The organism is Nocardiopsis sp. NPDC055551 (genome assembly GCF_053619415.1).
Map to the genome: position 1 here is coordinate 100,883 of NZ_JBSHJJ010000001.1, position 25,356 is coordinate 126,238.

19 protein-coding genes are annotated in these 25,356 nt (G+C 67.1%); 15 read left to right on the forward strand and 4 right to left on the reverse strand.

The features are described from left to right. The first annotated feature begins 113 nt into the window (after nt 1-113). The 10 genes from ACWGSK_RS00430 (at nt 114) to ACWGSK_RS00475 (ending at nt 14,718) form a co-directional block, all read left to right on the forward strand. Nucleotides 114-995, forward strand: coding sequence for a hypothetical protein (locus ACWGSK_RS00430; protein WP_358506515.1), 882 nt, complete (start codon nt 114-116; stop codon nt 993-995). Beyond that, nucleotides 985-3,051: a hypothetical protein gene (locus ACWGSK_RS00435; RefSeq protein ID WP_452454837.1), complete on the forward strand. Its 2,067-nt coding sequence runs from the start codon at nt 985-987 to the stop codon at nt 3,049-3,051. Before ACWGSK_RS00430 ends, ACWGSK_RS00435 begins: the two co-directional genes overlap by 11 nt. Continuing rightward, nucleotides 3,048-3,827, forward strand: coding sequence for a hypothetical protein (locus ACWGSK_RS00440; protein WP_358506521.1), 780 nt, complete (start codon nt 3,048-3,050; stop codon nt 3,825-3,827). Before ACWGSK_RS00435 ends, ACWGSK_RS00440 begins: the two co-directional genes overlap by 4 nt. Nucleotides 3,828-4,138: 311 nt before the next feature. Then, nucleotides 4,139-7,249: a HelD family protein gene (locus ACWGSK_RS00445; protein ID WP_452454838.1), complete on the forward strand. Its 3,111-nt coding sequence runs from the start codon at nt 4,139-4,141 to the stop codon at nt 7,247-7,249. 353 nt (nt 7,250-7,602) lie between these two features. Then, a complete protein-coding gene (locus ACWGSK_RS00450) occupies nt 7,603-8,307 on the forward strand; it encodes a Crp/Fnr family transcriptional regulator (protein ID WP_452454839.1) in 705 nt (234 codons plus the stop codon). A gap of 155 nt (nt 8,308-8,462) precedes the next feature. Continuing rightward, nucleotides 8,463-9,278, forward strand: a complete 816-nt coding sequence (locus tag ACWGSK_RS00455; protein WP_452454840.1) for a hypothetical protein — start codon at nt 8,463-8,465, stop codon at nt 9,276-9,278. 73 nt (nt 9,279-9,351) lie between these two features. Next, nucleotides 9,352-10,959, forward strand: coding sequence for a hypothetical protein (locus ACWGSK_RS00460; protein WP_452454841.1), 1,608 nt, complete (start codon nt 9,352-9,354; stop codon nt 10,957-10,959). Next, the gene (locus ACWGSK_RS00465; protein WP_358506536.1) at nt 10,956-11,522 is read left to right on the forward strand and encodes a hypothetical protein; all 567 of its coding nucleotides are present in this window, start codon (nt 10,956-10,958) and stop codon (nt 11,520-11,522) included. Before ACWGSK_RS00460 ends, ACWGSK_RS00465 begins: the two co-directional genes overlap by 4 nt. 11 nt (nt 11,523-11,533) lie before the next feature. Continuing rightward, nucleotides 11,534-12,505: a hypothetical protein gene (locus ACWGSK_RS00470; protein ID WP_358506539.1), complete on the forward strand. Its 972-nt coding sequence runs from the start codon at nt 11,534-11,536 to the stop codon at nt 12,503-12,505. 755 nt (nt 12,506-13,260) lie between these two features. Further along, on the forward strand, nt 13,261-14,718 hold the full coding sequence (locus ACWGSK_RS00475; RefSeq protein ID WP_452454842.1) for an MDR family MFS transporter: 1,458 nt from the start codon (nt 13,261-13,263) through the stop codon (nt 14,716-14,718). Between the two features lie 128 nt (nt 14,719-14,846). Here ACWGSK_RS00475 and ACWGSK_RS00480 read toward each other — a convergent pair whose 3' ends face one another. From ACWGSK_RS00480 to ACWGSK_RS00495, 4 genes are all read right to left on the reverse strand, one after another. Beyond that, the gene (locus ACWGSK_RS00480; RefSeq protein WP_358506580.1) at nt 14,847-17,237 is read right to left on the reverse strand and encodes an ATP-binding protein; all 2,391 of its coding nucleotides are present in this window, start codon (nt 17,235-17,237) and stop codon (nt 14,847-14,849) included. A 46-nt stretch (nt 17,238-17,283) separates the two neighbouring features. Then, complete coding sequence (locus tag ACWGSK_RS00485) at nt 17,284-17,898, reverse strand: DUF6879 family protein (RefSeq protein WP_358506545.1); 615 nt, start codon at nt 17,896-17,898, stop codon at nt 17,284-17,286. Further along, nucleotides 17,891-18,163: a hypothetical protein gene (locus ACWGSK_RS00490; RefSeq protein ID WP_358506548.1), complete on the reverse strand. Its 273-nt coding sequence runs from the start codon at nt 18,161-18,163 to the stop codon at nt 17,891-17,893. The genes ACWGSK_RS00485 and ACWGSK_RS00490 overlap by 8 nt, the downstream gene beginning before the upstream one ends. A gap of 465 nt (nt 18,164-18,628) precedes the next feature. Further along, on the reverse strand, nt 18,629-18,955 hold the full coding sequence (locus ACWGSK_RS00495) for a hypothetical protein (RefSeq protein WP_358506550.1): 327 nt from the start codon (nt 18,953-18,955) through the stop codon (nt 18,629-18,631). Between the two features lie 231 nt (nt 18,956-19,186). Here ACWGSK_RS00495 and ACWGSK_RS00500 point away from each other — a divergent pair, with 231 nt between their 5' ends. The 5 genes from ACWGSK_RS00500 (at nt 19,187) to ACWGSK_RS00520 (ending at nt 25,320) form a co-directional block, all read left to right on the forward strand. Next, a complete protein-coding gene (locus tag ACWGSK_RS00500) occupies nt 19,187-20,113 on the forward strand; it encodes a DUF1963 domain-containing protein (protein WP_358506553.1) in 927 nt (308 codons plus the stop codon). Nucleotides 20,114-20,496: 383 nt separating this feature from the next. Then, the gene (locus ACWGSK_RS00505) at nt 20,497-21,618 is read left to right on the forward strand and encodes a DNA-binding protein (protein ID WP_358506556.1); all 1,122 of its coding nucleotides are present in this window, start codon (nt 20,497-20,499) and stop codon (nt 21,616-21,618) included. Nucleotides 21,619-21,943: 325 nt separating this feature from the next. Beyond that, entirely contained in the window at nt 21,944-22,369 is a 426-nt protein-coding gene (locus ACWGSK_RS00510; RefSeq protein ID WP_452454843.1) for a 3'-5' exonuclease, read from the forward strand. A 1,170-nt stretch (nt 22,370-23,539) separates the two neighbouring features. Further along, complete coding sequence (locus ACWGSK_RS00515; protein ID WP_452454844.1) at nt 23,540-24,397, forward strand: isocitrate lyase/PEP mutase family protein; 858 nt, start codon at nt 23,540-23,542, stop codon at nt 24,395-24,397. Nucleotides 24,398-24,411: 14 nt separating this feature from the next. Continuing rightward, nucleotides 24,412-25,320, forward strand: a complete 909-nt coding sequence (locus ACWGSK_RS00520) for a 3-oxoacyl-[acyl-carrier-protein] synthase III C-terminal domain-containing protein (protein WP_452454845.1) — start codon at nt 24,412-24,414, stop codon at nt 25,318-25,320. The last annotated feature ends 36 nt before the right edge of the window (nt 25,321-25,356 follow it).

Sequence of the window (25,356 nt, forward strand, 5' to 3'; positions counted from 1 at the left end):
TGCGTCACTTCCCTCCCGTTGTGTTCAGAACTGAACAAAGTCCCATCGGACACCGCGCGATGCTGTCCGCGGACGGGCCGCCGAGGCCCACTCACCCCCTGAGGAGAATCGGCATGGAACTGGATCTGCCCGCACACGGTGACGTCACCCCGCTCCCGCTCTACCGGGCCGTATTGGCCGTAGACATGGAGAACTTCAGCAGTACCAGCGCCAGGAACCAGCAGATCATCGGCGCTCTCATCCCGAAGGTGCTGGAGGAGGCGCTGAAGGAGTCCGGCATGGCGAAGGTCTGGGAGGAGAGGCTGTTCGCCCGGCACGGCGGCGACGGCTACGTCTTCGGCACCGACCCCGAACACCTGCCCTTCCTCATCAGCCCCTTCCTGGGCAACCTGCAGAACTCCCTGGAGCACATCCAGCCCGTCCTGGCCGCCCTCGACCGGGACCTGCGCATGCGCCTGCGGGTGAGCATCGACGTCGGTCCCCTGCCCTACCACGGCGCCGGAGACCCCAAGAACGCCATGGGCGAGGCCATGATCAGCACCCACCGCCTGCTCGACTCCGAACCGGTCCGCGCCGAACTCAAGCGCACCGACCCCGACACCACGTTGGTCGCCGCCATCATCTCCCGACGCGTGTACGAGGACGTGGTTCTGGGCGACTTCACCACGGTGCGCCCCACCCGGTGGCGTCAGGTGAACGCGACCGTGGGCGGCAAGGGCTTCTCCGCGGAGGGCTACCTGTTCGTCCCCACCCCTTCCTGGGGTCCCGACCCCGATGGGGACACGTCGCCCAAGGACACCCCCGACGACGGTGCCCCCACCGGTGACTCCGGCGGCGCCACCACCGACGACGCTCCTTCGCGTACACGCTCTGTACCTGAGCAGGTCGACGCCTACAACGAGTACGCGGTTCGCAACAATAACCGCGGCCAGGTCGTCCAGGGCGGGACCATCAACGGCGGCGTCCACTATGGGGAGAACGTCGATGACCGCTGAACCAACGGGCTCCGAGCACGACCCGCCCCCTGAACCACGGCAGGCGCAACCGACCGAAGAAGGGGGCGCCAAGGATGCGAAGACCACTGGGGAGCGCCCTTCCGAAACCAAAGGGGACGCCACGAAGAAGGGCCGCCGCAGGCCCCGCTTCGGGAATAAGGTCGACAAGAACAGGGGCCAAGCCGTCGCCGCCGGAAAGATCAACGGCGGCGTCCACTACCACGAGCACATCGGCGAGGGCATCACCCAGCGACTCCGCCAGACCGCCACCGTCGACGAGGAACGCGTCAAGGAGGTGCGCAACACCTTCTGTGCCGCCGACCCCGCCGCGTACGACATATTCCGGAACGAACTCAGGGACGACGGCGTGGGGGTCGTTTCGGGCAAACCCGGAACCGGACGCTTCACCGCCGCTCTGCATGCGTTGGCTTCGGTACGACTCGGAAGCCCGATCGAAGAGCTCACGATCGACACGGCGGCCAAGGACGCCGGGGTCTCCCTGATCAACGTGGATTCCGACGAGTCTCTCCTACTCGACCTCACCGGACTGCCCGAGCCCACGACCACGCAGAAGGTGGCCCTTCGAGGGTTGGCGATGGGCGCACGTCGATCCGGTGCTCTGCTGGTGTTCGTGAGCGATTCGGTCTCTAGGGGCTTCCCAAACGACCTCCGGGCCCGGTTGCGTATCGACGCGCCGGCCGGTGCGATCGATGTCTTCCGCCGCGTCATGGGCCGCATATGCGGTGAAAGGGCCACCGCGCTCTGGTTGGACACCGCCGAGGTACGCGAGGCCCTGGAAGGTGCCGAACCCGCCCGGGTCATCACTCTGGTTCGTGAGGCACACCGGCGTAAGAACTCCTTCACCGATGAGAAGGAGTGGATCGCACACGTTCTGAAGGACCACGTTGAGAACTCCGACGATCTGGCCGGATGGTTCCGCGAACACGCTCTCGACACCGAGTTCCAGCGTGTATTGCTGGCCACCGTCGCCCTGCTGGAAGGGGGACCCCGGGCGGCCATCGCTCACCATGCCCGTGGGCTGGCGAAGGTGTGGCACGTTCCGCCGCTATGGCGTACCCCCATCTCCGGCGACGGGCTCACCTCCCACCTGGGGGAGATCAAGGCCCACGTGCGTGAGGACGGCATCTACTTCAATCGGCCCAAAGCCGCTGACGAGGCGCTCGACTACCTGTGGCGTGAGCACCCAGAGACCCGCACCCTCCTTCGGGAATGGGTTCCCGTGGCCGTCGCCGACCTGGGTGAGCACCACCGGTTGGAGGCGGCCCGGCGGTGGTTGCGCCTGGCCCGCAGACAGCGGGACTTTGCCCCGGTCCGCATGCTCATCGAGGAGTGGGGCAATACCAAGGAACTCATGTGGGAGGCCATCCCCGTGGTGGCCGAAGCCGCACTCTCGCCCGAGTTCGGCCCCCGAGTGCGCCGACTGCTCTACAACATCGCGAGCTCCCCGCGAGTGCGTATGAGTGACCGGACTGTTTTGGAGGTCTGCCGGGTCTACGGCCGGATCCAGCCCGAGACCGCACTGACCCGCATCCGTGCCATCGCCGAGAAGGTCTTGGTGTTCTGGGACCCGAGCCTGGTCCAGGCATTGGAGGACATCGCCGGGGAGCCGGAGAACACCGGCGTCGTCCTGGAGTCCCTGGTCGACTGGACGTTTCGGGAGAGGAAGGGACGAGCGAACGAGGTCGCTGCTCTGGCGCTGTGCCGTCTGCTCGCCCGTGGGGGCAAGGCAGGGCCACGAGTGTTGGTGGACTTGTGGTCGGGGGAGAGGACATCCGACGAACTCGCTCGCGCCTGGCAAGCGGCCACCTCATCTGAGGCCGAGGTAGGAAGGGCGCTGTGGGCGTGGTTCGACGCCCTGGCCGATTGCCGGGACGCGAGCGACATCGGCTTCGAGGTGCTCAGAGGCGTCGCCCGTGAACACGGCCCCTTCCGGTCCGCGCTCGAACGGTGGATCAACCGTTGGCGGCACGCCCACACGCACAGAGCTCCGGCCATCGAAGAACTGTGGCGGATCATCACTGAGGAGAGGAAATGATGATCGGACGTGGACGCGGAACCAAGCGCGGTAATAAGCACGATACGCCGGTGTGGAGCATCGCCTTCCGCTCACCGGACACGACGGTGGAGTTCCAGGCCAGGGTCCCGAGCGCCGCGGCCGGGATGGGGTTCGAGGCCACCTTCGAGATGACCATCGCTTGGAACGGGGCGGGAGCTGCGGCGCAGGCGCGTGCGCGCGCCCTGCTGCAACGCGAGGTCATTCGGATCGCGAAGGGGGTGAGCTCGGGGTTCACCCTTGGCGACCGAGGGAGCGCCGAGGCCGAGATCGGCTGCGCCCTGGCCGAGGCGAAGGGAACACATGAGGAGGTGGTGCGTGAGGTCGCGGTCCTGGCGCGGTTGTCCGTAGACAAGGAGGACCTCGACCTGGAACGCGAACGAGAACGCGTGGGCCCACGCAACGAGGTCGAGCGGGCCGCCCACCGAGTTCGTATGGAACGGGTCCGTGAACTTCAGCGCGACGTGCTCAGTGACCCGCAGGTGGCCAGGGTGTGGTGGTACGAGCAGAACCCTGACCTGCTGCACGAGATCGAGAACGCCGGGGCGGCTCTCGACCTGATGAGCACCTCGGGGAACAGGTCGGAGGAGGCCGGTGAACATCGTGGTGGAACGGACGATCCCGTACTCGACGCCTTCCTGAGTGGTCTGTCGGAGTGGGAGGTGCCCTCGGCCCTGGAGCGTCTGACCACCATGTTCGAAGGGCTCGAACGCCGCGACCTGGCCGAGCGGCTACGCGAGAGGTGGCTGAGTAATTGAGTGAGGGCCGGGGCGCTGGCCCCGAATGAGCGCGGCCAAGGCGATCGACCTCTCCCGACGGCTCGGGAACGCCTTCCGTTGAGGGCGTGAAGCCCGGGTGGGATGACGAACACGGATTTCGGTGGAGAACAAGTGCCCAACGCCATCTGGTTGGTCGTGTTCACGCCAAGTATAATTTGGTGTATTCGTTGAAAACTTCGGTCGGCAGGCGCATGACGTAGCCGGTGTGTTCCCGACCCCCCGACCTCGCAAGCGGCGCCGTCCCCCCGACGGCGCCGCCCGTCGCATTCCTCTTCGAAGGAGGCCAGGCCATGGAGAACACGGCCCGAGAGCGGATCATCGAGCAGGAACAGGTATCGGTGGACCGGGCCCACCGATACCTGGAACGGCAACGTGTGAAGACCGAGCGGCTCGCCGGGGTGAACGCCGCGGCCAGCGCCAAGGACGGTGTGGCCCAGCACGCCGAGTTCACACGCTGGGCGCAGGAGTACCGGATCGACGAACGGCAACTCGTCGTCCAACGGGTCGACCTGCTTGAGAAGGCCGAGGCCGAGACCTTCTACATCGGTCGCAAGAACGTGCGCGACGAAAGTGGAGAAGTCTTCGTCATCAAGTGGACCAACCCTGCGGCCGTACGCTGGCGGCGCGAACGCGGAACCGACAAGGGCGTGGTCACGCTTCGCCGGCGCCTGCGCTGTCGCGGTGAACGGGTGGTCGACTACCACGACGAACTCGTCCGCGACGTCGGTGGGCCCACCTACGGGACGCCGTCCCCGGCACGGGTCGCGGCCATGGTCAAGGCCCGCGGCGAGCAGCAGTCGGGCATGCCCGAAGACCCCTTCCTCCACGAGGAGCTGGACCGTTCCCGTGACGGGCTGATGCGCGACATCGTCGAGACGATCCACCGCGACCAGCTCGACCTGGTCTGCCACGACCGCCCGGGCGCACTGGTGGTCCAGGGCGGCCCCGGAACCGGCAAGACCGCCATCGGTCTCCACCGTGTCACCTGGCTGCTGGACAACGACCACTTCACCCCGGAACAGATCCTCGTCGTCGGCCCCACCCGGCACTTCCTCGACTATGTCAGCGAGGTGCTGCCCTCTCTCGGCACGCGTGGGGTGACCTCGGTGCGCGTGGACGACCTGTGCCCGGGGCGTATCGATGGCCAGGACACCATCGAGCAGGATCAGGTCAAGTCCGACGCCCGCATGGCGCAGGTCCTCCGCCGAGCCGTCCACGACACGGTGAACGAGGGCGCCTGGACCAAGTTCCTCGACGACGGGCGACTCGTCGCTCACATCGACGACGAAACCCTCGCGGTGGACAGTGCGGAGATCCAACGGCTCTTCGAACGGACACAGGACCTGGACATGCCCTTGGACGTCCGCCGCGAGCGCTTCACCGACCTGCTCGTCGACCACATGATCGACCAGGTCACCTATAGCCCTCGCGGACATGGTCGTGCCCTGCGTCAGCGCGTCACCGCCCAGCTGTCAGGTCCCGTCAACGCCACCTGGCCCAAGGTCTCCGAGAGCCGTCTGTACCGCCGCCTCCTGAATGACGCCGACCTGTTGGCCCGGGTGTCCGAAGACGTCCTCACCGACCGGGAGCGCTCGATCCTGCACCGTCGCCCGGTCGGACCGGTCGGTCAGGCGACCTGGACCCGCGCGGACCTGCCCTGCCTGGAGGAACTTCGGATCCTGCTCAGTGGGCAGACCCCCGATCGTCACCGGCACATCGTCGTCGACGAGGCACAGAACCTCACCCCCATGCGGCTGCGCGCCCTGGCCCGCCGTTGCCCCACCGGTTCCTTCACCCTCCTGGGCGACCTCGCCCAGGCCACCGGAACGCACCATTACGCCGACTGGTCGGCGCTGACCGAGCACCTGGACCTGCCGGACGGCTGGGAGCAGGAGGAACTCACCCTCGGGTACCGGATTCCCAGTCAGGTCATGCACACCGCGGTCCCCGCGGCCGTGGCCGCCTCCGAACTGACGACCTTCCCCACCACCCTCCGGGCGCCCCGAGACGGGGAGTTGTCCATGACCCGGTTGGGCCGGGACGACCTGGTCGACGGTGTCCGGCGTCGTGTACACGAGTTGGCGGCCGGTGCGGGGGAGCGTTCCGTGGCCGTCATCGTCGACGACGCCTCCAACCACATGGAGACGATCGCGCGGGCGTTGGCTTCCGATCCCACGTTCACCGGTGACAACGTCCATGTCCTGGGCGCGTCCACGGTCAGCGGCCTGGAGTTCGACCACGTGGTGCTGGTGGAACCCCGCGAGATCGCACGTTCGGGTCCTGGAGGCCATGGGCGACTCTACGTGGCGCTGACCAGGTGCACCCGAACACTGTCGGTCCTGTACGCCGGGGCGCTGCCCGACAGCCTGTTCGCCCCGAACGCACCGGTCGAGCACGAGGAGCGTGCCTGCGTCCGCCACCACGCCGACGGTCGGCGTTGCGACAACCGCACGAAATCCCCGGACGGCTGGTGCCGGGAACCCGGCTGCGACGGTTACCGCACCGCACATCCCCTTCCCACGAGTCCACCGGTCAACGTGTTGGAGCCACCGGCCGGGGCGGACACCCCCGCCCGGCTGAGGGAAGGGGCCCGGGCGGAGGAGATCACCGTCGGCGCCGCGGCGCGTGCCCGGTTCGCGGTCCTGCACCGGGCAGGCGCGTGGGACGCCCAGGTCGAGGTCCGTGCCATGCTCACGGACTTCCTGGCCGAGGGGCGCCAGACGCGGCGTGCGGACGGCTTCTGGCAGCTGGAACACGAGGGCTACCGGTTGGTCTTGGACCGCGTCGCCGCTTCCGTGGTCGATTACCAGACCGTGCACGCCGAACGCACCTGGCTGCAACACCGGGCCGGAGTCGCCTCCAGGATCTCCGCGCGCGTCCGGGCCGAGACCACCATCAAGGAAACGGAAGAACAGCGGATGGGCGCGCACACCTCACCGGTTCCACCACAAGGCGGCCCGCAGGACCCCACCGCCACCGAACACCTGGCGTTGTTCCTGGCCGCACGCGCGCGGGCGAGGGGACCGCAGGACCAGGGCGCGGCCGGTTTCCTGCGCCACAGCCTCCTGGCCGGCCTGTACAAGGCGGGACACCGTCCGACCGAGTCGGAGGGTGAGGACGTGATCTGCGCATCGGTCGGTGGGTCGGTGCTGTACCGGATCCTGCCCGACACCGACACCGGCTACGAACGGTTGCGCGAGGCCGCCCTGGAGGCGTTGGAGTGGCGTTGGTCCCGGGGGTCAAAGGCCGATCGGGTGTGCCTGGTCTTGGCGGAGGAACCGAAGGAAGAGTGGGCGTCCGCCGCGCTCACCGGAACCATGGGGGTGGCGGTCATCTGGCACGACGAGGACGAGTGGCGGGGCGAGGCCACCACCTCGCTGAGGGCGCGTGCCGCTGATTGAGCCCTGATCGTTCTTCGGAACGGTCCTGCCGAAGGACGATGCCGTGGCCTGGGAGAGGCCACGGCGTCGTCATGGTGGGAACAGGAGTCCGGTGGGATCGAGGGATGATCGGATCCGCACCCTTACCGAGGATCACCCCTTTGTCTTTATCGCTCTCCTGCTCAGGTGAATCTTCTTCATATTCCATGGTGACCCCGTGGTGTTCTCGCGGTCGGGAAATGTCGTTTGCACAAGGCGTTCCTGGAAGTAATCTTCATCGAACGCCCCATGGGTCACGGATGGGTAACTCCTCGCCGAAGTCCTGATTCGGTGGATTTCGGTATCGGAGAATGAAGACCCGGTGACCATGGTGGATGCCGGTCTTCGTGTGCGGAGGGTGTGGGGTGGGAAGGCAGGGTTTCGGAGGTCTGCTGCGAAACGAACAATGGAACACGTTGATCGACGCGGGTCGGATCAGGGTCTTTCTGTCCGGTGAACAGATCATTCACCAAGGACAACCGGACGACAGCGTTTATTTTCTGGACCGCGGAAACGTCAAGGTGTCCGTGACGCATTCCGATGGGATCGAGACCCTGGTGGCCCTGCGCGGAGCAGGCGAGGCGCTGGGGGAGTTCTCCGCGCTCTCCGGACTCCCGCGAACGGCGACGGTGCGGGCCTCGGGAGGCCGGTGCACGACCTACGCCCTGAAGGGTGACCGGTTCCGCGGTCTCATCAGGAGCATGGACCTGGACCGCCTGCTGTGGAAGCACATCGTGCGCCGCCAGGAGGAGAGTGAGGGGTTGCGCGCCGAACTCCTGGCCCTGAATCCGCGCCAAAGACTCGCGGCCTCCATGCTCCGCTTCTCCACCGCCACCGCCCCCGGACATGGCGAAGCCGGCCACACGCGTGAACTCCGGCTGAGCCAGTGGGAACTGGTCGGCGTGGTGGGCAGATCACGTTCGTGGATCCAGGAGGAACTACGGCGATTGCGCCGTGACGGGGTGGTCTCCACCGGTCGTGAGGTCATGGTGATCCACGACGTGGAACGGCTCCGATTCCTGGCCACGCCCCGGGAGTGACCCCCGTGCCGACCCCCGCACCGGCCTCCACCGCACGACTTTCGTAAGTAACCCGGAAGTGTGTCCAGTTCTGGACATCGCCCCGGTCCGAAACCCACAAGGGTGGGTTTGCGCAGTCCGAAATCGCCCGTGTTCATCCCTTGGGAGCCCCGATCATGTCGACCCTCTACCCTCCGCTGCCCGAAAAGGGCACGAGTTCGCCGATGCCGCCCTACCGCGCGGTGCTGGCGGTGGACGCCGAGAAGTACTCGCGGTTCGCCTCACGGCACCAACAGCTGCTCAACGGCATGGTGTGGTCGGTGCTGCGCGAGGGCTTCGTCCGGTCCGGGCTGGAAGCGCTGTGGGAGGAGGCCTCCTTCCCCCAGCACACCGGGGACGGCTACGTGGTCGGGGTCCCCATCGAACACCTCCCCGCCCTGATCCACCCCCTGCTCGGCAGGGTGCAGGAGGTGCTCGCCGAGGCCCAGCCCACGCTGACCCAGGTGGATCGGAACCTGCGGTTGCGCATGCGCCTGTCCATCGGCCTCGGCCCGCTTCCCGACAGTGGGGGACTCCAATACGGCGACGGTGTCGGCAGCGCGATGAACGAGACCCATCGGCTCCTGGACGCCCCCGCCCTGCGCCGGGCCCTGGACGAGGCCGACCCCGACATCACCCTCCTCGTGGCGGCGCTCACCGACCGAGTCCACACGGACGCGGTCCTGGGCGGCTACACCGCCCTGGCGCCCGGCCACTTCCGGGAGATCGACGTGGACCTGCGGGCCAAGGACTACAGGGCCCGCGGCCACCTCCACATCCCCCACCCCTCGACAGGTTCCGGCGGCATCTCCTGGACGGAGGAGATGCCGCCGGAACCGGCGCCGAACCCGGAAACGGCCAGGGACACCGGCCGGACCGCCGCCACCGGTGGGCGGCGCACCGGCGGCCACCGCCAAAGCGTGATCTTCGAACCCGTCCGGCGCCGGGAGTGACCCCCTGGTTCGCCTTGGCCGACCGCCCCCTTGTTCGCACGACCCCTTTGGCACGATGACGTACGGAGCCGCGATGACCACGAAGACACCTCTCGACCACACGGTCCCCATCGGTGAGAACAGACGACCGGAGGAGGCCCCCGGTGAGGTGACCCGGTTGTTGTGCGTGAGCGCCTACCTGAGCGAGCACTACCGCACGGGGGTCCTCGGGCTGATCCTGGGCTCGCCCAAGCACGTGGTCTCGCCCTCCCCCGGGTTCGACCTGGTGCCGGTGCTCGCCCACTGCGTCCGCGCCCGGGAACTCGATCGGGAGTACGCGGCCAGGATCGTGCGGGCCTGGATACTCGGCGCCCTGCTGCTCACGATCCTCTGCCTGTGGTTCGTGCGCGCGTTGGCGGACACGTTCGCAGAGGACGGCTCCGGCGGTTGGCAGGCGAGCCTGTTCTTGCTGCTGATCGTCCTCCTGCTGCCCTTCGCCGCCCTTCCGGTGCTTCAGGGCGAGAACCGGGATCGGTTGCGTGCGGGCATCGACCGGGTCGGGGCCTGGTTCCTGCCGTCGCTCATGGTGGCCGCCCACCGTGACCACGTGGCGCACGTGCCGGCCACCGAGCTAAGCGAGGAGACCTTCACCGGTAACTCGCCCAGGGTGGACGCCCGTTACCGGAGCGCGCTCGCGATGGTGGGCCGCGAACAGTACTCGCCGGTGACCCTCTACGACCCGAGATCACCCTTCGAAGGCGCGGGGCTCGCATTGGAGAAGCAGTCCCTGGCCCTGGAACTCCAGCCCTCCGAGGACCGGGACGGCACCGCCCCGCTCACCGAACGCGAGGTCATCGACCTGGTCCGGCCGCGACTGGAATCCCTGGCCGAGTCCGCGGTCGAGACCAGCCAGGATCGCCTCGGGCGCTTGGAGATCACCGAGTGCGTCCTGTTGCCCGGACCCCTGCCCCGCGGATATCGGCGGGAGGAACTCCCGGTGGGGGACGCCTCGGACGGGGCCGTCGCCGAGCACCTACGGGACTCGGTGGGCGAGGGTGGCGAACAGCGCCGGCACTTCCTCCGGGTGCGTGTGGGCGGTTGGGGCGAGGGCGTGGTGGTCACCGTCTTCGTCCGAGTGCACACCCAGGGACGCATGCTCCTGATGGAGATCGCCCCGTACCTGCTGACGCCGCTGCGGGCGGAGTTCCACGCGAGGGCGGGCCTGGTGGTGGCGCTCACGAACGCGAGGGACCGGGCGGACGAGAAGGCCGTGCGCGGGGTCCTGGCGCGATGCCTGTCCACGTCGAGGTGGCCCCTGGCGATGGCGCGGGCCGCTGTCCGGCCCGCCGACGAGGACCGGCGCGGTGACGACGAACCGGAGGTGGTGCACCCGCCGCTGATCAGCCTGCGGGAGATCGTCGCCTCCAACGCACTCTCCCCCTTCCAGGAGATGGACGTGACCAGGTACGTCAAGACGCTCCGGGTGCGGATCGGTGAGGGGGTCGAACAGGCACTGGTACGCGCCGGATATCGGACCGAGGAGTTCCAGCGGCAGATCGTCAACATCGGCGACGGCGGGGTCTTCATCGGTGGTTCGTTCCAGAACGGCGCCATCGCCACGGGCGACGGCGCCAAGGCGGAGGACAACTCCTCCGCCACCCACAAGAGCGGTGTCGACTTCGGAGGAGGAAAGGGCGCATGAACGATGACCGGCCAGACGGCCGTGAACACGAGGAGGACAAGGTGGGCGCAGGAGTCTTCGTCGGCGGCTCGATGACCGGCGGCGCCATCGTCACCGGCAAGGACGGCAGGGCCGAGGATCGCGGCCGGCGGACGGGACCGCCCTCGGAACAGGAACTCGTTCCGCCGGCGGCCTTCCCCGCGTCGCTCCCACCGGACGTGGTGGCCGTGAGCGGACACGTCACCGGCGGAGCCCTGGTCACCGGTGCCGGAGGGGTCGCCGTGGACGCCTCCACCTGGCTGGATTCCAGGTCGGAGGAGGTATTGGAGGGGCTGGCACAGATCCGGCGGGAGCTGTCCGGGCTGCGGAACACCTTCGAGGTGCGGTCGGTCATGGCGGAACTGGACCTCGTGGAACGGGAGATCCACGAGAGGGGCGAGGCCGGGCGAGGGCTGATCGAACGCCTTCTGGGGCTGTTCAACGGTGGGAGCACGGTACTTCGAGACGTCTCGCGGGGAGCGGAGTTCGCGGAGCGGTTGCGCGACTCGCTCATGCTCTTGGACGCGAACCGGGAAGAGACCTGAGCGGAGAGAAAGTGAAGAGCACGAATACCGTCCGATGGGACAAGGACCGGCAGCGTTGGGAACGCGCTCCGGAGCGGGAGGTGCCCGCCATCGGTCGACACGGAACACCCGCGGGGGTGATCGTGGGTCTGGCCGCGGCCGCACTGTTCACCGGATTGGCCCCCGCGGTGGCCGGCGTGATGGACCCGGGAGGGTCCGAGGCCGGCGGCGGGGTCGCCGATGGGGGCTCATCGACCACGCTGCGGTCCTTGGCCGGTGACACGGAGGGGGACCTCGCGAGCTCACCGGCGCCGTGGGCGACGGAGCCACAAGGGCCACCGGAGCGTGACGGTGTCGGGACCCGGGGCCCGGACAGCACCGGGGCCGGATCCGGTGAAGAGGGCTCCGCGACGGAATCGGAGGAAACGGGTTCGGGGGGAACCGATGGCACCGGTTCCATCGATAACGATCCTGACGAGGATGCCTCCTCCGCCTCTTCCCCGGTGGAGGAGGAACCCTCCGAGGACGAGGTGCCCCGGGCCGAGGATGGCGGGGAACGGATCGTCGCGGACCCCGCTGACTTCACCCTGGGCCTCCCCGAGTCCTGGGAACGGCGCTCGGAAGGTCCGACCGAGGCGGTCTTCTACGACACCGCCGACGAGGCCTTCCACCTGAGCGTTCTCTGGGAATCGGACACCGAGGCGACCCCGCTGGAGGTCCTGGAGGAGCGCGTGGCACAGGAGAGCCGACAGGCCGAGGGATACGAGGAGATCCTCGCCGTCACCGAGGACGCCTGGCACCCGGACGAGGTCGCCTTCGAGTACCTCACCACCGGCGACGAGGGCACCGAGCGCGCCTTGGCCATCGCCTTCCAGCAAGAGGAGGGGCCGATCTACGTGATGGTCTCCGTCGGCCCCGAGGAAGCGCGTGACTCGCTCCAGGACACCCTGGACCTGGCACGTTCCACCTTCACCCCGGGCAGCGGAGAACCACGACAGGAGTGACCGGAGCACCCCGAACGCCCGTCGGTGGATGAGCCCCGCCGACGGGCGTCGCGCGTCCATACCGGCCTCCGGCCCCACTCCGCCACCGCTCTCCCACGAGCCACGGCCACCAGGGCACGACCCGGTCCGCGCCATCACATGCGCCGCGACCGCGATCCCTCCCCATCGAAATCCCCGTGATGGCGCGCTCGTGTTCCGCCCTCGCCCGATCGGCTCGGAAGGGCCACCGCGGCGCCGTCGAGCCGACCGGACCCACCGGCCGGCGGGAAGCCTTCGTCCCCGGTCATCGTTGCGCGAAGGTCACCACCGAGGGGTCCCCCACCACGTGCGCCACCGGGGACGGCCGCCGAGATCATGGGGTTCGGCGCCGACCACGCCCGGACGGTCAAGGGCGACCCGCCCACCCTCTTCGGTAGGTTGAAGAAGCCATCCTGGGAGGATGTCGTTGCCACCAGGCAGGCCGAACGTTCCTACGGGCGCAAGATCACACGCGCGATCAAGGTCGTGGACGTGCCCGGATGGTCCCGGTTTCCCGGTACGGCGCAACTCGCCCAGCCACGTCGCGGGACGGGAAGAAGACCGTCGAGGTCGTATACCTGATCACCGACGCCGATGCCCGTGTGGCCCGGCCGCAGGTCTTGGCCGCGTGGGTTCGGTCGCGCCGACACGTCGAGAACCGAGCACCCACCGACTCCGCCTGCCCATCGAGAACAACAGGAACCCTGGCGGACACGCCGGCCAGGACCAATGACCACATGAGAGAAGGCTTCACCTTGGCGAACGGGGACGAGAGGCCGGCCAACGCGCACGACCCGGATCCGGTGAACCGGAACGTTGTTCTGGCCGTATTGGTATCCGGCGCGTTCGTCGTCATTCTCAACCAGACCCTGCTGAACACGGCACTGCCCGCGTTCATGCGGGATTTCGGCATCACCGCGAGTGCGGCACAATGGGTGACGACCAGTTTTATGCTGGTCAACGGGATCATGATCCCGATCACCGCGTTCCTGATCCAGAACTTCACCACGCGCTTCCTGTTCCTGGCCGCGATGGGGATATTCATCGCCGGAACGCTCATCTGCGCTCTGGCCCCTGTCTATCCCGTTCTGTTGATCGGACGAGTGGTCCAGGCCGCCAGCGGCGGAATGATCATGCCGTTGATGCAGACGATTCTCTTCGCGATATTCCCTCGGGACAAACGCGGTACGGCGATGGGCACCTTCGGGCTCGTCATCTCCTTCGCCCCCGCCATCGGGCCGAGCCTGTCCGGATGGATCGTCGATCACCTCCCCTGGCAGGTCCTGTTCTACATGATGCTGCCGATCGCCTTCATCGTTTTGATCGTCGCGTACTTCATCCTGCGAAACGTCACCGAACGAACCTTTCCACGCCTGGACGTTCTGTCGATCATCCTCTCATCCGTGGGATTCGGTGGCCTTCTCTACGGGTTCGGAACGGTCGGCGACGCGGGGTGGGCGAGCCCCCTGGTCCTGGTGCCGTTGATCGTCGGTGCGATCGGTTTGGTCCTCTTCATCCTGCGTCAGTTGAAACTGGATGAACCGATCCTCGAACTCCGAGTTCTCCGATACCCCATGTTCACCCTCAACACGGTGCTGGGGATGCTCGTGTTCATCACCATGATCGGAGGCATGCTGATTCTGCCTCTGTACATGCAGAACATGAGTGACTTCACCGCGATGGAATCGGGCCTGGTCCTTTTGCCCGGAGCCGCCGTGATGGGGTTGATGTCCCCGGTCACCGGAAGGATCTTCGACGCCATCGGAGCGAAGTGGCTTTCCGTCATCGGGTTCACCCTGCTCACCGTCACCACCTTCATGCTGACCGTGCTCACCGTGGACACCTCGTTCGCCTACCTCGCGTCGGTGAACACGGTGCGCATGCTCGGCGTTTCCATGGTCATGATGCCGGTGACCACGGCGGCGCTCAATCAGCTTCCGCAGCGACTCATCCCCCACGGGACGGCGCTGAACAACACCATGCGTCAGGTCGCCTCCTCGATCGGAACGGCGGTTCTGGTCAGCGTCATGACCATGGCCACCCGTGACCCCGAGGTGTATGGAGCGGAAGGACTGGTCCACGGTGCGAACGTCTCGTTCCTGGTGGCCGCGATCATCGGTGTGTTCGGTATCGTCGGTTCGTTCTTCATCAAGGACTCACACGGGCGCGGCTCACAGCCCGCGAACTCCGAGTAGCGGCCGGACGGGTGTTCATCGCGACCGAGCCCCGAACCTCACCTGGGGAGGTTCAGGGCTCGGTCGCCTCGGGCGCGCTGAACGACCGGCGGAACCGATATCCACCTCTGGGTACGCGACCTCCTCGATCAGAGGTGAGACCACCCGGGGCCGGTCGCGTCGTTCAGTCGGGCGATGATCTGCTCGCGCAGGCGCTCGGCCCGGGCGTCGGTGAAGTCCTCCAAGGCCGTCAGCGCCTCGCGCCACCGCCCACGGGCCGCCTCCACGTCACCGGCCTCGACCATCACCGAAGCCGACCGGTTCAGGCACACCGCGAGCCGCCACCACTCCCGGTGGCCGCGGTACTCCTTGGCCGCCTGCCGATAGAACTTCGCGGCCTCGTCCGGACGGTCGATCGCCCGATAGACCTCGCCCACGCCCTCGAAGGCCTCGGCCTCACGCACGTGGTCACCGATTCCGCGGTGCAGGCTCGCCGCCTCGTGAAAGGCGTCAAGGGCGTCTTCGGTGTCACCGAGACGTACCTGGATCCTGCCGAGTTCCAAGAGGGCGAACCCTTCCCGCACGGGGTTGTCCAACTCCCGGGCGACGTCCAGCGCGCGCCGCGTGCGGGGCAGAGCGTGGTCCATCCGCCCCAGTTCCCGCCACGCCGCCCCCGAACACACCAGGCAGGCGAACTGGTTCATCCGGTTGCCGGTCTCCTCGTGTATCTCGATCGCCTCATCCGCCAAGGCCACCGCCTCGCGGAGTTCGCCGGAGTCGAGTAGAGCGTCGGCCAGGTTTCCCAGCACGACCCCTTCCCAACGCCGCTCTCCCCGGCGCCGGACGATCTCCAACGCCCGCTCGAAGTGGTCGCGCGCCTCCTCCAACCGATGCTCGCGCAGGTGGAGCAGGCCCAGGGAGTTCAGCGACATGGCCTCTCCCAGCTCATCACCGGTCTCCTGACGCAATCTCAGGGCGTGCCGATGTTGCCCGAGGGCCTCCTGTCTTCGGTGGGACTGCACATAGGCCATCCCCAGGCTCTCCGACAGGTCGGCCTCGGCCGCCCGTTCGTTCTCGCGCCGGGCGGCTCCGAGACCGATGATGCTTGCGGCGATCCACTCGCTCATGGGGGTGCGGAACACGTGGACGTGCCTGAGTACCACGGGCAGACGCCAGGCGATCGAGTCCAATCCGATGGAGACGGCGGTCTCGGCGGCGGCGACCAGGTTCCGACCTTCGACCTCGAACCACCGGACCGCTTCCGCGTTGTCATCGAACTCGCGAACATGACGGTGCGCTCCGACGTCCGACTCCGGGCACGGGTCGAGATGGCGTAGCGGTGAGTCAACGGCCCGGGCGGCGGCGTCGGCGGTGCGCAGGTACCAGGTCAGCAGACGCGTCAAAGCCTCCTGCCGGCCCTCGGGGCTCTCCTCCTGGCGGGCCTGATCCCAGGCATAGGAACGCAACAGATCATGGAAGCGGTACCGGTCCGGGCCGATCTGCTCCACCAGGTGCGCGCCCACGAGCGAGTCCAGGACGCGGCGAGCCCGTCGGACGGAAAGGTCGGACAGGGCCGCCGCGGACGCCGAGTCGAAGTCGTCGCCCGGATGCAGCCCCAACATGCGGAACTGGCGCGCGGTCTCCTCCGGCAGGGCTCGGTAGGACCAGGCGAAGACGGTGCGGACGGCGTCGGCATCCTCCTCATCGTCTGTGGCCAGCGCGTCCCACAGGGCCGATTCGTCCCGTAGGTCCTGGATGAGTTCGCCCAACGGCATGTGGGGGCGGCCGGCCGCGCGTTCGGCGGCGATGCGTAGGGCCAAAGGCAGACGCCCGCACAAACGGGCCAGTTCGGAGATCTCGTGGAGGTCGTCACGGGGCCGGTGGCGTTCGGTGACGTGTTCCAGAAGTTCCACGGCCTCGGCCGGTTCCAGCGTCCGAACGGTGAGGCGGCGCGCCCCTTCTCTGGCCACCAGCCCGGACAGTCGGTCTCGGCTGGTGACCAGGACCGCGCAGGCGGAGTTGCCGGGGAGCAGGGGGCGCACCTGTGCGGCGGTGGCGGCGTTGTCGAGCAGGATGAGAACGCACCGGTCGGCCAGAAGCGAACGAAAGAGGGCGGAACGGCTATCGATGTCCGGGGGAACGGCGTCGGCCGGAACGTCCAGGGCACGGAGGAAGCGGTTCAGGACCTGGTCGGGTTCGACACTCGATCCCGCACCGTATCCGCGCAGGTCGACGTAGAGCTGTCCGTCGGGGAAGTGCTCTTGGACCCGGTGCGCCCAGTGCAGGGCCAGGGCGGTCTTACCTACCCCGGCGGTCCCGGTGATGACGTGGATCGGTGACCGGGGCCCGCCTTCGGGCCCCCCATCCCGAAGGTGGCTGCTGAGCACTTCCATCTCGCCCAGGCGGTTGACGAACCCGTGCACGTCACCGGGGAGCTGACGGGGGACGGGGGCGAAGTGGGATCTGGAGTCCTGCCCGTGGAAGTGCACTCCACCAGAGACGTCTCGGGCCTGCACCGCGCGCCCCGCGACGTCGGCCATGCTCGATCGAGTGGCCCCGCCGGGCTCTTCCTCGGGTTCGGGGGCTCTAGGGCCGACCACAGCGGAGTTCCGCCTCGGTCACTTCACGAGGGAAGTAGCGCGTCAGGTCCTCACCGATTCCGTGCAACGCGGCGATCTCCTCTCGACACCGCGTGGCTATGGCGGGATCGGTGAATCGCGTCCCACCTTCGAGAACGCCTCGGGCGTCATAGAGGATCCGGTAGGCGACGGTGTCTCCCAGGGTGACGACTTCCGGAACCCGGCCGTTTCGCTCCAGCGCCGCGAGGGGTTCGGGGGAGATGACGCGGACGTCCTCCCCGCATTGGGCCCGCAGGTGGAGGGAGTGCAGTTCCCACAGGAGGTAGGTGGTGAAGGGCTTCTCCACGATGCGGATCCGCCGGAGCGTGCACCCCTGAGCGGCGAGTGCCGCGAACGATTTCCGAAGGGAGGGACGGTTCTTCTCCAGAAGCCGGAGTGACTCTTCAAGGCGTCCATCGCGGAACGCCATCCAGCTTTCACTTTCCGGCTGGTGAAAGTCTTGCCGGCGTTCGACCTTCCAGACATCGGTGTTCCTGAGCGAGGACATCCGAGCGTCGAATTCATCGAGATAGGGATCGAGCGCCAGACGAACACCAGGGAGACCTTCGATGGTGTCAAGCATCGGGAATGTCCGCTTTCGCTGAGGTCAGAGTATTGCGGGGGATGATGACGAGTCGTTCGTCCTCGGCGATGGCGGCGCCAGGGGGAAGCCGTCGCGCGTAGGCCTCGGTCAGATCGCGTCCGATCACGGCGATGTCGCCGTTGTCGAGCTCCCAGATGTCGGGGCATCCGCTGGCCCGGTCCGTGTTGCCCAGCTCGGCGGGTGACCTGCCGAGCCTCCGCTTCATGGTCGCGGTGGGGTCCGCTTCCCAGGGGCGAGGCGTCATCGTGGGATCCCTCCACGCACCTTTTCGGGGGCGGGTGCGTGCAGGGAGGCTAACACGAATTCACGTAAATTTACAGTTGCTTATTATGGCATTGCGGGCTGAATAGGGGCGCTGTGCCCCGGGTTGGGCCTGTGTTGGAAGTGCGTCCTGAAGTTTCCTGGTTCCAGGTGGAAGATCTGGGTTTATTCGTGCATCACGCGAACATGAAAATGCGCGTGCATTGTATTTGGTGTGACAGGGTTCCATTCGAAGTTCGTCACCCGTGGGTCCACGGAACCAGAGGCCGACCGTTGCGTCGGGTGGGGCCTACCGAGGTGCCTCGAAGCTTCCGGACGGGGCCTGAGCCCCGGTGGTGCGGCATCGCGGTCAACGATCGTGGCGTGTACGCACCCACCCCGGACCGCGAACGGTGGTTCGCCATCTGCGGCCGGCGGCGGGTGGCGAACGGTGAAGTTCCGGCGCTGGTCAGTCCCAATGGTTGAAGAGCGCCTCACCGAGGCTTTCGGGCCGCCAGTACTTGATGTCGCTCGTCAGGACCTCAGGCCAGGCCGTGGCGTCGAACGGACCGTTCAGTTCCTCCGGGGTCAGCACCCGAAACCCCGACATCTTCGCCAGGGCGGCCGTCAGAGCGGGAGTGTGGACGAACATCAGCGGGCCCGACTCCACGAAGCCGGCGGCGAAGTCGGTGATTCGAGGCTCTGCTGCGGCCAGTAGCGCCGAATCACGTGTGCAGGCCACGGCGACCGTGCGGTCGTGGTAGGCGATGAGCCCTTGGTGGAAATTGGGTGTCACCCCGTCGGCGATTCGGAATCCGACCACCCTGCCGCCCGTGCGACGGGCAGCCGTATGACAGGCATACCGGAAATCACGGAGGTCCACCATTCGGCGATGGTATCCACTTCGCCGTATCGCTGTTGGTCGCCATGATGAGAGAGGATGATCCTCATCGGGAAACGCCACAATGCGTACAAGATCCGGATGCGAGCCTGGCCGGACGCGGAATAGGCGCTGCGGGTGGTGGTCGTGCCCACCACCCCCTCGCCGGCACAGCCGGGTTGGAAAGGGTCTATCTTCTCGGGCATGGATCATCAGGGAGACTTTCGTCGGGTAGCGCTTGAGTCGGGCATCCCGGACGACGAGATCGACAGGTTCAGCCGGCACCTTCATTTGGCGATCGGGTTGGTCAGGTGTGGCGAGGGTTCCCCGGTCGGGCACATCGGTGGGGCGCCCCGGCTGCCGGTGGGCATGGAGTGGCCGTCCGCCGGGGACATTCCGTTACCGATGCTCCTCTCCGTCGATTGTGGGGCGCTGCCGAGGATCGACGGCTTCGACCTGCCGGCGGACGGGACGCTGCTCTTCTTCGTTCACAAAGAGATGGACTGCGACGAATCGCGGGCCGATCCGGGACAGTACGCACGAGTCGTGTACGTGCCGGACGGCACCGAAACCGCGGTCGCGGAACCCCCCGACGCAGCGTGTGTCGGCGAGCGGATCGACGTCCGCGCCGAACTCAGAGCCGATCTACCCCTTTGGCTGGAGGAGGGCGACGAGGACGAGGACTGGCACGAGTTCTGGGAGGATCTCGAATGGGACGACATGTCATCCTTCCAGCAGCGGTTGGCCCGGTACATGGAGCGTGAACTGCCGCACCTGGACGAACTTCGGTCTCTGGCCTACGGCCTCTGGTCGTCCGACGCCTACCTCGTCATCGGTGGGTACGCCGATGACGAGGCGACGGTCGGCAGCATCATGGCGAAGACCCTCGCCAATGGAGAGTGGTTTTCCTATCTCGACGAGGACGCGTTCCGGCTGGCGAGCGAATGGATACCGCTCGCCCAGGAAGGGCGGGTCTACGCGGAGTACTACACGAAATTCATGATCCGCCACGACGACCTGGCCGCCGCTCGGTGGGACAAGGCACTGACCGCGACCATTTTCAATGCCCCGTGACCAGGTTCGACGCACCTCTACCCGGATGGCCGGCGAAGGCTGTTCGCGAAGGCCGTGTTCCGTGCCGGGTTCGATGAGCAATGACCGGTCCGCCTCCGGCCGGGGTGGTAGATGTTCACACGACGCCCCCATGGCCGCGACCACATGATCGATGTGCTCGGTATCGGTGGACTCCACGGTCGGCCGCGGCCCCGCCATCGACAGGTCGATACTCATGTCACCTTCCAGAACCTCGGTATCCGTGGCGCTGAAGAGAAGACTCGATCCTGTTGAGAGCGCCGGTTCCAGACTCTCCGGTGGCTCCAGGGCTTCGCCGGTGACGGGTACGGACGAACACGGACGCTTGCGAGCATCACCTCATCGGCGTGGGGGAGGACCGGATCATGACTTCACCGCGAACCCCTCACCCGGAATGGGCGAGGGCCCTGCACCGGGCACGTGTGGAAGCAGGATGGGACGTGCACCGCCTGGCCGTGGAGATGGTGCGCGCCGCCAGAACCGAGGCCACGGCCACCACCGAGTCCCTGGCACGACGCATCCGAGAGTGGGAAGCAGGGCGGAACGCCATTCGCGAGCGCTACCGACCGCTGTTGGCCCGTGTCTTTCACCTGGGTCCGGAGATATTCGCCGAACGGCCCGTGGGTGGTACCGACACCACACGGGTGCGGTCGGTCACCAAGGGGCTCATCGCTCTCGACGAGCTGACCGGGGGCACGGACCTGTTGCCCATGGCGGTGCGCAACGCGCGTTCGTCCCATCAGGCCGCCCTGGTCGGTGATGACAAGGAGATGGCGTCGGCGGCCGCGGAGGCCTTACAGGTCGCGGGATGGCTGGCCTTCGACGCCGATGACCACCTGTTGGCCAGACGGTTGACCAGTGCTTCGGTCCTGACCTCCCGCGCGGGCGGTGACCGCTTCGCGGAACTGTTCGCCTTGGCGCAGCTGGCCATGCAGGATGCTCACGAGTATCGCCCCGATCAGGCGCGCACCGTGTGTGAGCACGTCTTGAAACAGGACGTGTCGCCTCGGATCCGTGGGTTGTTCGAGCTGAGGCTGGCACGGGCCCAAGGCCAGGAGGGGACACCCGTCCGGGCCAGGGAGACCTTGAACCGGGCGCGTGCACGGTTGCGGGGAGAGGACCGGGACCGTGATCCGCCGTGGACGTGGTGGATCACCGACGCGGAGCTCTCCTGGCATGAAGCCATGATCCACGTCGACAACGAGGACTGGGGCGCTGCCGTGGAACTGTTCGAGAGCGCACTTGGGGGCCGTCCACCCGGCTACGAACGGGGCGTGCTCAACGACGCCGCGCACCTGGCGCACGCCCTGACCCGGGTGGGAGCCTGGCCGGACGCGGAACAGGTACTGCGGGTGGCGGTCGTGCCCGCGGTGGGGCGGGTGCGTTCGGGCAGGGCGCACGCGCTGTTGCTTCGAACGGGTGCTGAGGTGAGCGCAGACTCGGGACCACTCGCGCTTCGGGAACTTCTCGCCCAGGCCACGACGTAGAGGTTTTCGGTGGTGGAGAAACGGCTGGTGGCGAGGGGGTGATGTTCTGCTTGGTGGTGCGGGCGGAACCCCCCGGTGAGGGCAGGGGATGGGTGAGGGTGGCTCCCGATGGGGGCTCGTTGGAGAGGGCGGGGTCCGCAGGGAGTGGAGTGGGGCGGGCGATCCCCGGTGGGAAAGAGGCACGGAGCGGGGTGGCCGACAGGGTTGTTCCTGTCGGCCACCCCGGGGTGTGTGTCGGTGTCGGGCCGGGTCAGGACTGAGGGGCTCGGGCGGTGGTGAGGAAGGCGTCCCACTCGGAGGAGGAGAAGGGGAGGAGGTCGACGAGGTGCAGTTCACCCTGAACAAGGCCGGGGTGCGCGCCGCCAAACTCGGCAAGGAGGGCCCGCCGTCCGGGTTCGAACAGGCGGTGCACGTGGGCACCCTGCACCGGTTCAAGGGGCTGGAATACCAGCACGTGGCCATCGCGGGGGTGAGCGAGGGGCTGGTGCCCCGCGCCGACCTGGAACGGCTGCGCGAGAGCGATCCGGCCCGGTACCGGCAGGAGGTGCAAAAGGCGCGGTCCACGCTGTTCGTGGCGGCCACCCGTGCGCGGGACTCCCTGGTGGTGTCCTGGCACGCGGACCCGAGCCCGCTGCTCCCCGAGAGGGCGGTGCGCGGGCCAGAGCCCCACGACGAGACCACGGCCGACGACGTGGAGGGCGGTGGGTTCGAGGACGGCGGCCTCTTCAGGCCGCCCGGGGCGCTGCTGTAGGGAGTCCTTCGTAGAGGTCGATCCACGCCCCGGGTCGTGGGGCCTGGATCGACCTTCCACTGAATGGCCGGGGATCGGGCTCTCCCGGCGCGGGTGCCGAGGTCGCGGAGTTCCTCCTGCTTGGAAGACCTCGTGCGTGTGCCGGCCCAAGGCATCGAGCCAGGGATGGCCCCCCAACCTCGGGAACGGTCGCCTCCCGGCCCTTCAACGCGCGGTACTCCTCGGTGTCGGGAAAGTCCGTCCGTGGCCGGGACCGGCCCGGGACGAGGGGCCCGCGCGTGTCCGAGCGGAGTAGCGGGCCGTTGTCGAGACGGCGCGGCCACTTGCGGCCACCGGGTGGTCGCGCGAGGCCTCCAGCACCGGGTGGAGGCCCGGTGGATCGATGGCACATCGGTCGTCGTGGACGTCCGGCGACGCGAGCTTGAGCGCGGGGCACGTCCGAGGGTGGGCCCGAGGTGGTCGACGAGCTCGTGTTCGGTTCCTGACGTGGACCCGGATATCCCGGTGGACCGTCCGGATCGAAAATGTTGTTTTGGGGTATTTGTGGCTGGAGATGATCCCGGCTCACGTCAAATCTCGCCGAAAGAGTGTGACCACATACGGCCAATCACAGGTTCAGGCCCCCGGATCTGTGTCGGATATGAAATCGTGTCCACCGAACCGGTCACCATTATGCTCGTCCAGGCCGTCAGCATCCACCGGCTCAAGCCATGGTCAGGACGAACAACCTGAAGGACCGGTATTGGGGATGGTCGCTATCGGGGGACAAGCGCATCGCAAATCGTGACAACAGCATGTAGGACCGACATAAAGGTTTACTCGTACTGTCCGGGTTCTCTGCTCCGATACCCGCCTTGGCCAGGGGTAATGGGTCAGGGTCCTGTCTTGGGGGAGGGGGAGGCTCTGGGGCGCCAGGGGATGAATTTAATCTGTTGACGCCGCAAGAAGCCTCATATAACGTCAGGCCGAGCATTCGGCGAGGGGGATCGAGCACGACATCATGGATGTGCTATTGGCGTGCCATGATTTCGGGATCATCGTATGAACCCTGAGCCATCCGTATCGAAACATTCAGAGTATCTCGATATCAGTGATGCTCGAAATAAGCATCAGAATGTCAGTTCGCACTCTGATGAATCTCTATTGGGTAGAGGCAGTAAAGGCGCAGCCATGGTAGCCGATCGATTCGATGTCACCAGCACCGAGCCCGCACAACGGAGCAAGGCAGAGGCCTTCGCTCGACTTCACGGCGAGGACGGACCCTTCGTCATCCCCAACCCCTGGGATGCCGGAACCGCAAGGATCCTGCAAGTCTTGGGGTTCGATGCCCTGGCCACCACCAGTGGCGGTCTCGCGGCGGTCCTCGGTAAATCCGACCGTAATGCCGAGGTGACTCGCGACGACACCCTCGCCAACGCGACGCAGATCGCCGCGGCGACGCCGCTGCCGGTCTCGGTCGATCTGGAAGACGGCTTCGGCCCGACCCCGCGGGACGTCGCGGAAACCATCACGCTCACCGCGTCGACCGGTGCGGTAGGAGGCTCCATCGAAGACTCCTCAGGCCGTAGGGAAGACCCTGTTCGGCCATTCGATGAGTCCGTCGAACGCGTCGCGGCAGCGGTCGAAGCCGCTCGCGGACTCGAATTCCCTTTCATGGTCACCGCGCGTGCCGAGAATTTCCTCTATGGACGGAACGACCTCGACGACACCATCGCAAGGCTGCGGGCCTTCGCCGAAGTCGGAGCCGACGTCGTCTACGCCCCGGCCCTGCCCGACGCCGAATCCATCCGACGCGTGTGCGAGGCCGTCGATCGACCCGTCAACGTCCTTCTCGGGGCGGGCCAGGGGTTGACCGTATCCGAACTGTTCGACCTCGGTGTCCGACGCGTCTCGCTCGGATCCTCGCTTTCACGCGTCGCGCTGGGCGCGTTCAAACGCGCGGCCACCGAACTCCTGGAACACGGCACCCACGAGTTCAATCATGACGCTCTCACGATGGCCGACATGCGTGAATTAATGGGCAAATAGGAGATAAGGGGATAATGGCGTATCTGAGTTCCCCCCAGTATGTCTTGGGGGAGATCACCGAGCCCTACGACGCCATCAAGGGCTGGCGCGAGCGCGTCGAAGACCTCCAGATGACACCGGCCCCCGAGATCTGGGGCTGGGGCCGGATCCGTCGTACCGAACACGAGATCTCCGACCTGGCTGTGGCCTCCGGTCGCGCCACGATCGAACGCGCCGGAATCGAAACCGACGAAATCGACGAGCTCTACCTCTGTTCGACCGCGTTCCCGACCTCTCTCGAATCCCAGGCCGACCTCGTGGCCCGAGTCGTGCGTGGTCTGGGTCTGCGTCGGGCCTCCGTCACCGGTATCGGTCTCACTCGATGCGCGAACCTGCTGATGGCACTGCGCGCGGCTTGCGCCGCCGTGGACTCCGGCCAGGCCCGGACCACCCTCGTCATCACCACGGACCGGATCGAGTACGAACCCCACCGGATCGAAGACTTCGCGCTGTTCTCCGATGGCGCCGCGAGTTGCGTCGTCACCGCCGACGAGCCCGGCGATGGTTTCCGCTTCGGTGCCGCAGCCGCCGCCCAGGACTTCACCGCGGCCGAACCGTCGAGGCGGATCTCGGCCGACCTCGCCGTCGAGGTCAACGAACGCCTGCGTCGTGCCACCGGCGTCGAACCGGTTGACGTCGACCGCCTCCTCCACAACAACCTCTACCTCCCGATCGTGTCCCTGAAGGAGTTGCAGGCGGGCTTCGCCCCGGAGCAGCTGTACCTCGACAACGTCACCCGATTCGGACACTGCTTCGCCGCCGATCCGCTCATCAATCTGACCGACCTCGACGAGGCCGGCGAACTCCGCGACGGTGGGGCCTACCTCCTCGCGTCCAGCGTGCCTGGAATACGGACGGCTCTCCTCCTGCATCGCCACGTCTGAGACCGCACACCGAGGTAGACACTCACCGGAGCGAAC